This window comes from Dietzia maris (assembly GCF_014144855.1).
In the GTDB taxonomy this organism is placed as follows: Bacteria; Actinomycetota; Actinomycetes; order Mycobacteriales; family Mycobacteriaceae; genus Dietzia; species Dietzia kunjamensis.
Genome location: NZ_JAALDN010000164.1, coordinates 1 through 8,111 on the forward strand (window position 1 = coordinate 1; position 8,111 = coordinate 8,111).

Consider the following 8,111-nt stretch of genomic DNA (forward strand, 5'->3'; position numbering starts at 1 on the left):
CACCTCCGCGCCCGGTGCACCGTCGACCTCGGCGCCGGCGACGCCCTCGGCCCCGGCGCCGGTCGTCCTGCCGGCCGCTGCCGACGGCTCGTCCACCGATGACATCAGCTCGACGATGCTGTACGCGGGCACCGAGATCAACGCCCAGCGCGAGATCGCCGAGGAGCAGGCGCGACGGCCGAAGGTCGTCATCCCCGCGATCGGCGCGTTCACCTCCCCCTACGCGATGCGGTGGGGCGTGATGCACTCGGGCATCGACATCGCCAACGTCAACGGCACGCCCATCCTGGCTGCCACGGACGGCGTCGTGGTCGACGCGGGCCCCGCCCAGGGCTACGGCAACTGGGTTCGGATCATGTCCGACGACGGCACCATGACGGTCTACGGCCACATGGAGACCGTCGACGTCCAGAAGGGCCAGCGCGTCTACGCCGGTCAGAAGATCGCCGGTATGGGCAACCTCGGTTTCTCGACCGGCACCCACCTGCACTTCGAGGTGCTCGTCAACGACGGCCAGCAGCACGTCGATCCCGTCATCTGGCTGGCCGAGCACGGTCTCGACGTGCTCGCGGGCAGCGTCGCCTCCGCCTTCGGTAGCTGACAGTTCGACCTGTTCCGGCCGGGCCCACTCGATAGTTCGAGAGGCCCGGCCCCGGCGGCGCCATGACGCCTCTGCTCTAGAGCTTCTGCATGGGGACGCCCCCGATGAGCATCAGCCGGACCTTGCCCGACGCACCGAAGTCGATCGTCGCAGTGGCCCGCGGCCCACTGCCGTCGCAGGACAGCACCTTGCCGAGTCCGTACTTGTCATGGGTGACCCGGTCCCCCGGCGCCAGCTCGAGGGCGGGGGCGGACGCCTTCGCGCGGGGGATCCCGGACGACCGTCCACTCGCGGACCCGGCTCCACCTGAGCCGTACCCGCCCGAACCGTACCCGCCCGAACCGCCTCCGAAGCGGCGGCGCGGGACATACGAGTCGTCATCCCCGACACCGCCACCACCGGCCGGCTCCTCGCGCTGCCATTCGATCGCCTCGGTGGGGATCTCCTCCAGGAACCGCGACCCGGGATTGGTCATGGGTTGCCCCCAGGACGAGCGCATCATCGCGCGGGTCAGGTATAGGCGCTTGCGGGCGCGCGTGATCCCCACGTAGGCGAGCCTGCGCTCCTCGGACAGCTCCGCCGGGTCCCCCAGCGCCCGCATGTGCGGGAAGAGTCCGTCCTCCATGCCGATGAGGAACACCACCGGGAACTCCAGCCCCTTGGCGGTGTGCAGGGTCATCAGAGTGACCTGCCCCTGATCCTCGTCCGGGATCTGGTCGGCGTCGGCGACCAACGAGACCCGTTCGAGGAACGCCGCCAGCGACCCGGGCTCCGCCAAACCCTCGTCGAGGTCGGCATCCGTCTGGTCGGGCACCGCGCCCGCGGCCTCCCCGGCGTCCTCGATCCCGAAGCCCTGCTCCCGCGCGGAGCGCTGCAGTGCGGCCTCCGAGGAGAACTCCCGGCCCACGCCGACGAGCTCGTTGAGGTTGTCCAACCGGGCGGCGTCCTGCGGATCGTTGGACGCCTCCAGCTCGGCGCGGTAGCCGGTGCTCTCCAGCACGGCCTCCACCAGTGCCCCGACATCGGGCGCCGAGTCCTCCCCGGCGGCGTGACCGCTGCCGTCCAGCCGCCCCCGCAGGTCGTCGAGCATCTGCACGAACCCGGCGATCGCCTTGACGGACCTCGTCGGCAGCAGCGTCACCTTTCCCTCGGCCGCGTCCCGCAACGCGCGGCCGAACCCGATCCCCCGCTGCTCGGCGTGGACCACTACGCACGCCTCGGCACGATCCCCGATCCCTCGTCGGGGGGTGTTGAGGATCCGGCGCAGCGCCACGGTGTCGTCCGGGTTACCCAGCACCTTGAGGTAGGCGACGATGTCGCGCACCTCCTTGCGCTCGTAGAACCGGGTGCCGCCCACGACCTTGTAGGGCAGGCCCAGTCGGACGAACACGTCCTCGACCACGCGGGAGGAGTTGTTGGTCCGGTAGAACACGGCCATGTCGGAGTAGGAGGCCTCACCCGAGTCGACCAACCTGTCGATCTCCCCGGCGATGAACCTCGCCTCGTCGTGCTCGTTGTCCGCCACGTAGCCGACCAACAGCTCACCCGCGCCCTCGGAAGTCCACAGGTTCTTCTCCCGGCGGCCCGGGTTGCGCGAGATCACGGCGTTGGCGGCCGTGAGGATGGTCTGCGTGGAACGGTAGTTCTGCTCCAACAGGATGGAACGTGCATCGGGGTAGTCGTGCTCGAAGTCCTCGATGTTCCTGATCGTGGCCCCGCGGAACGCGTAGATCGACTGGTCGGCGTCACCGACAACGCAGAGTTCGGCCGGGGGGACGCCCACCTCGTCGTCGTCGTTCCCGGCCGCCCCGCCGACGAGCGTGCGCACCAGGACGTACTGGGCGTGGTTGGTGTCCTGGTACTCGTCCACCATGACGTGACGGAACCGCCGCCGGTAGTACGCCGAGACCTCGGGGTGGGCACGCAGCAGCGCGACCGTCTCCCCGATCAGATCGTCGAAATCGAAGGCGTTGGCCGCCTGCAACCTCGACTGGTACTCCGTGTAGACGGCCGCGACGGTCTGCCCGGTGCGGTCGGAGTCCTCCATCGCCCGGTCCATCGCCTCGGACGGCTCGCGCAACTCGTTCTTGTGGTTGGAGATGGCCGTGGCCAGCATCCGGGGGGTGAACTTCTTGACCTCGAGCTGCTGCTCCTTGGCGATCATCCCCAGCAGCCGCCGGGAGTCGTCCGAGTCGTAGATCGTGAAGTTCGAGTTCCGCGTCCCGAGCAGCGCGGACTGGGCGCGGAGGATCCGCACACAGATCGAGTGGAACGTCGCCACCCACATCCGCTCGGCGTGCGGGCCGACCAGTGTGGCGACCCTCTCGCGCATCTCGGCGGCGGCCTTGTTGGTGAACGTGATGGCCAGGATCTGCCCCGGGTGCGCGCCACCCTCGGCCAGCAGGTACGCGATCCGCCGCGTGAGCACGCTGGTCTTGCCCGAGCCCGCGCCGGCCACGATCAACAACGGGCCGCCGCGGTGTGTGACCGCGGCGGCCTGCTGTGGGTTGAGCCCGTCCAGGAGGGGCGAGTGGGGCGTGGTCGGTCGGGCGGAAGCGTGTGCGGTGTCGGTCATCGTGGGTCCAATCTACCCACTCGGTCCGACACCCCGGGCTCAGCGCTGACCGGCCCCCGTGAACTCCTTCACCTGGGACGCCGTGGCGGTCAGGCCGGGGTCGTTGTCCAGGTAGTGGCGCGTCTCGCGGACGATGAGGCCGGAGAGGACCAGGAGGCCGATGAGGTTGGGGATGGCCATGAGGCCGTTCATGACGTCGGCGAAGTTCCACACCACCTCGAGCTCGGTGACCGCCCCCACGAACACCACGCAGGTGAACACCATGCGGTACGGGATGACGCCGCGCGCGCCCACGAGCCGCTCCATACAGCGCTCGCCGTAGTACGACCAGCCGAGGATGGTGGAGAAGGCGAAGAACGCGATGGACACCGCCACCAGCTTGTCGCCCTCGGGGAAGGCGGAACCGAAGGCGTCGGCGGTCATCGTCCCGGCGCTGTCGCTGCCCTCCTGCCACACACCCGTGGTCACCAGCACCAGACCGGTGAACGTCACGACGATGATGGTGTCGATGAACGTCTGGGTCATCGACACCAGGCCCTGCCGGGTGGGGTGGGTGGTCTTGGCCGCCGCCGCCGCGATGGCGGCGGATCCCATACCGGACTCGTTGGAGAAGATGCCGCGGGCGACACCCATCTGGATGGCGTAGAGGATCGCCGAGCCGACGAAGCCGCCGACCGCCGAGGTGCCGGTGAAGGCATCCGAGAAGATCTGACCGAACGCCGACGGGATCTGGCCGGCGTTGACCACGAGCACGACGGTCCCGCCGACGAGGTAGAGCACGATCATCAGCGGCACGAACCCGGCGGTGACGCGGCCGATCGCCTTGATTCCGCCGAGGAGGACCGCGCCGGTGAGGACGAACATCACGATGCCGGTGGTGACGTGCGGGACGCCGAACGAGTTGTCCAACTGGGTGGCCACCGCGTTGCCCTGGGTCATGTTGCCGATGCCGAAGCTGGCCAGGACGGCGAACACCGCGAACACGATGGACAGGACGAGGCCGATCCTGCCGCCGGTGCGCCCGAAGAGTTCCGCGAACCCCCGGTGCAGGTAGTACTGCGGGCCGCCGGACTGCTCGCCGCGGGCGTCGGTGACGCGGAAGCGCACACCGAGGAACGCCTCGGAGTACTTGGACGCCATGCCGACGAGCGCGGTGATCCACATCCAGAAGAGGGCACCCGGTCCGCCCAGCGCGATGGCCGTGGCGACACCGACGATGTTGCCCACGCCGACGGTCGCGGCCAGGGCGGTGGTCAACGCCTGGTACTGCGAGATGTCACCCTCGCCGCCGTCGTCCTTCCGTTTCAGCAGCCCCAGCCTGAGGGCGGGGACCAGCTTGCGGAACTGCAGCATCCGCAGCCGGATCGTCAGGAACAGGCCGGTGCCCAGCAGCAGCGGGATGAGGACGAACGGTCCCCAGATCACCGATCCGATGTCGGCGAGAAACGTGTTGATATCTTCCACGGGCGGAAACATTAGACGGTCATTCGTCCGGTTCGGGGCGCAGTGGGATAATTCGGTCATGAGCATCGATCCCGCCGGCACCGACGACCCGCTGTCAGAGTCCGAAATCCAGGAACTGCGATTGGAGATCGACCGCCTGGACGCCGAGATCCTCGATGCGATCGTCCGCCGCAGCGAGATCTCCAAGCGCATCGGCCGCACCCGCATGAAGTCGGGCGGCACGAAGCTCGTCCACACCCGGGAGCTCAAGGTCTACGAGCGGTTCTCCTCGCTCGGCGAGGAAGGGCAGACCCTCGCCGGCATGCTGCTGCGTCTCGGCCGGGGCCGCCTGGGCTACTAGCTGTACTGACAACCAGGGCCCCGGCTACTCTTCCGGCCCGACCCTGCCCGCCGTGGACGCGAAGCCCAGCCAGGTGTGGTGATTGTTCGCCCAGCACCACCCCACCTTGGGTGCGCCCTTGTTCGCTTTGCCATCGCGGCCGGTCCCGCCACTGATCCACAGTGCGGGCGTCCGCGAGTCCAGCCCGCCGCCCTTCTTGGGTTTGCGTGAGCCGATGCACATGAAGCACTTCCCGGGCTCCAGTAGGTCGGGGCGCTGAAGCAGCCAGCTGATCCCCTCGGAGACGGTGAGCGGGGTACGACCCCGGGCGCCCATCTCGGTGTGGGCGTCGGTGGGCGTCCAGTCCAGCATGTCGTCGTCGCGTGTCACGTCCCCCACCAGGTATAACGGGGCGTCCGGGACGTGGACGTCGTCGGTGGGCACGAACTCGGCCAGGTCGGTCATGTCGACGACGACGAAGCCCGCCTTACCGTGGCGGCGCATGAGGGTGGCCAGTCGCGCGGTGGGCACCAGGGACGGGTGGACGGCCAGCACGGACCCGCCACCGCCTTCGCTGTCGCCGGGTCCGGCAGGCAGGGCGCGGGCGTGGGCCCGCAGTTGGTCGGCCGTGATTCCGGCGAGCTCGGGCACGCCGAGCTCGATGAGTCGCTCGGCCTGGCGGGCGATGGGGACGTCGGGAGGAACTACGGGGGTCACATCGCCGGAACGGCCCGCGGCCCGCCGTTATTCCCGGTTAGCCTCGAAGCCATGACCGACATCAGCACGACGAAGCAGTGGACAGCGGTGGAGAACCTGGTTCCGTCGATCGGCGAGGTGTCTCTGCGGGAGCTGTTCGACGCCGACCCGGACCGCGGCCGCCGGATGTCGGTCACCGCGGGCGATCTGCACGTGGACCTGTCCAAACATCTGGTCACCGACGAGATCCTGTCCGCCCTGCTCGAACTCGCCCACGCCGCCCGGCTGCCGGCGCAGCGGGCCGCGATGTTCCGGGGCGACCGCATCAACACGACCGAGGATCGCGCGGTTCTCCACACTGCGCTCCGTCTTCCGCCCGATGCCGAACTCGTCGTCGACGACCGGAACGTGGTGGCCGACGTCCACGCGGTACTCACACGCATGGCCGACTTCTCCGACCGCGTCCGCTCCGGCGAGTGGACCGGACACACGGGCGAGCGGATCGACACGGTGCTCAACATCGGCATCGGGGGCTCCGACCTTGGCCCGGTGATGGTCGACAGCGCCCTGCGGCAGTTCCGGACGGCCGGCATCAGCGCCAGGTACGTCTCCAACGTCGACCCCGCCGACCTCTCGGCCACCCTCGCGGAGATCAACCCGGCAACGACCTTGGTGGTGGTCGCCTCCAAGACGTTCACCACCCAGGAGACCATGGCCAACGCGCACGCGGCGCGCCGGCACTTCGTGGAGGCCCTCGGCTCCGAGGACGCGATCGCCTCGCACTTCGTCGCCGTCTCCACCGCCGCCGAGAAGGTCGCCGACTTCGGCATCGCGGCGGACAACATGTTCGAGTTCTGGGACTGGGTCGGTGGACGATATTCCGTCTCCTCCGCCATCGGGCTGTCGGTGATGATCACGGTGGGGCCACCGGCGTTCATCGAACTGCTCGAGGGCTTCCACACGATGGATGAGCACTTCGCCACCGAGGCGCCCGAGCACAACGCACCGGTCCTCATGGCGCTGCTGGGGATCTGGTACACGTGCTTCCTCGGGTCGCAGTCCAAGGCCGTGATCCCCTACACCCAGGACCTCCGACGGTTCCCGGCCTACCTGCAGCAGCTGACCATGGAGTCGCTCGGCAAGTCGGTCCGGCTCGACGGCTCCGATGTCACCTACCCCACCGGCGAGGTCTACTGGGGCGAGCCCGGCACCAACGGCCAGCACGCGTTCTTCCAGCTCCTCCACCAGGGCACCCAGCTGGTTCCCGTCGATTTCATCGGGATCGCCCGCCCGGGCACGGACCTGGACGCCCACCCCACCGATGGGTCGGACGCGGTGTCCATGCACGACCTGCTCATGGCCAACCTGTTCGCGCAGTCGCGGGTCCTGGCGTTCGGCAAGACCGAGGAGGAGGTCCTCGCCGACGGCGTCGACCCGACTCTCGCGCCCCACAAGGTCATGCCCGGGAACCGGCCGTCCACCACGATCCTCGCGCCGTCGCTCTCGCCGGGTGTCCTCGGCCAGCTCATCGCACTGTACGAACACATCGTGTTCACCCAGGCCGCGATCCTCGGCATCAACGCGTTCGACCAGTGGGGCGTCGAGCTGGGCAAGGCCCAGGCCGGCGAGTTGCTGGGCGCGCTCACCGCCGACACCCACCCGGGCCCCACCTTCGATTCCTCCACGGACTCCCTGGTCGAGATCTACCGCGAGGCACGCGGCCGGCGCTGAGTACGGGCCCTCTCCCCCTCGCGCGGCGCGCGCCACCGTGCGATTCATGAGCATGGCCACGATCTACTGCACCGCGACGAGCCTCGACGGGTACATCGCCGACGACGACGAAAGCCTCACCTGGCTTTTCACCACTCCCGGAGGCGCCGCGCCGGGGTCGACTGCCGGGGCCGATGACGAGTCGGCGCCCGAGCTCCACTTCGACCGGTTCTTCGCCGGCGTCGGCTCGATCGTCTGCGGTGCGAACACCTTCGAGTGGGTCCGCCGGGATCTCACCAAGGACGGCCAACCGTTCGTCTGGCCGTACTCACAGCCCACCTGGGTCGTCACCCACCGGGACCTCGACCCCGTCGACGGCGTGGAGTTCTTCGCCGGCGATCTCGCCGACCTGCACCCCCGCCTCGTCGAGGCCGCGGCGGGGCGGGACGTCTGGGTGGTCGGTGGAGGCGACCTCGCCGGCCAGTTCGCCGATCTCGGCCTGCTCGACCGGGTGTGGATCCACCAGTGCGCGGTGGTCCTCGGCTCCGGCCGCCCCCTGCTCCCCCGTCGGCTCCGCCTCCACCGTCGTCAACTCGACACCGACGGGCAGTTCACCGCCATGCTCTTCGACGTCGTCGGCCCGGAACCGCGCGATTCGGCCTAGCTGCTCGACCCCCGGCGCGTCTCCTGTGCTCCTCCGGTGCGTCGGGGGGAAACCCTTGCGTACTCGAATGTGTGTGCGTACT

7 protein-coding genes are annotated in these 8,111 nt (G+C 69.1%); 4 read left to right on the top strand and 3 right to left on the bottom strand.

What is annotated here, in order from left to right; genetic code table 11:
- Window positions 1-601: M23 family metallopeptidase (locus tag G6024_RS06030; RefSeq protein ID WP_159148280.1), on the top strand; the 601-nt coding region annotated here is incomplete at its 5' end.
- Between the two features lie 76 nt (window positions 602-677).
- Here G6024_RS06030 and G6024_RS06035 read toward each other — a convergent pair.
- Together G6024_RS06035 and G6024_RS06040 are read right to left on the bottom strand one after the other, a co-directional pair.
- A complete protein-coding gene (locus G6024_RS06035; RefSeq protein WP_159148281.1) occupies window positions 678-3,176 on the bottom strand; it encodes a UvrD-helicase domain-containing protein in 2,499 nt (832 codons plus the stop codon).
- A 39-nt stretch (window positions 3,177-3,215) separates the two neighbouring features.
- Window positions 3,216-4,652, bottom strand: coding sequence for an alanine/glycine:cation symporter family protein (locus G6024_RS06040; RefSeq protein WP_132061565.1), 1,437 nt, complete (start codon window positions 4,650-4,652; stop codon window positions 3,216-3,218).
- A 46-nt stretch (window positions 4,653-4,698) separates the two neighbouring features.
- Between G6024_RS06040 and G6024_RS06045 the strand changes: the two genes are divergently transcribed.
- Complete coding sequence (locus tag G6024_RS06045) at window positions 4,699-4,980, top strand: chorismate mutase (RefSeq protein ID WP_069388780.1); 282 nt, start codon at window positions 4,699-4,701, stop codon at window positions 4,978-4,980.
- A 24-nt stretch (window positions 4,981-5,004) separates the two neighbouring features.
- On the opposite strand, the gene G6024_RS06050 is transcribed toward G6024_RS06045, so the two are convergent.
- The gene (locus tag G6024_RS06050; RefSeq protein WP_159148282.1) at window positions 5,005-5,676 is read right to left on the bottom strand and encodes a DUF5701 family protein; all 672 of its coding nucleotides are present in this window, start codon (window positions 5,674-5,676) and stop codon (window positions 5,005-5,007) included.
- Between the two features lie 51 nt (window positions 5,677-5,727).
- On the opposite strand from G6024_RS06050, the gene pgi reads away from it, so the two are divergent.
- Together pgi and G6024_RS06060 are read left to right on the top strand one after the other, a co-directional pair.
- Entirely contained in the window at window positions 5,728-7,386 is a 1,659-nt protein-coding gene (pgi, locus tag G6024_RS06055) for a glucose-6-phosphate isomerase (protein ID WP_069388782.1), read from the top strand.
- Between the two features lie 46 nt (window positions 7,387-7,432).
- Complete coding sequence (locus G6024_RS06060) at window positions 7,433-8,029, top strand: dihydrofolate reductase family protein (RefSeq protein WP_235027780.1); 597 nt, start codon at window positions 7,433-7,435, stop codon at window positions 8,027-8,029.
- Window positions 8,030-8,111 lie beyond the last annotated feature (82 nt).

What these genes read in the sequence shown, in the direction of transcription:
- G6024_RS06035 (WP_159148281.1), bottom strand. Translation starts at nt 3,176, where the DNA reads ATGACCGACACCGCACACGCTTCCGCCCGACCGACCACGCCCCACTCG.
- G6024_RS06040 (WP_132061565.1), bottom strand. Translation starts at nt 4,652, where the DNA reads ATGTTTCCGCCCGTGGAAGATATCAACACGTTTCTCGCCGACATCGGA.
- G6024_RS06045 (WP_069388780.1), top strand. Translation starts at nt 4,699, where the DNA reads ATGAGCATCGATCCCGCCGGCACCGACGACCCGCTGTCAGAGTCCGAA.
- pgi (WP_069388782.1), top strand. Translation starts at nt 5,728, where the DNA reads ATGACCGACATCAGCACGACGAAGCAGTGGACAGCGGTGGAGAACCTG.
- G6024_RS06060 (WP_235027780.1), top strand. Translation starts at nt 7,433, where the DNA reads ATGAGCATGGCCACGATCTACTGCACCGCGACGAGCCTCGACGGGTAC.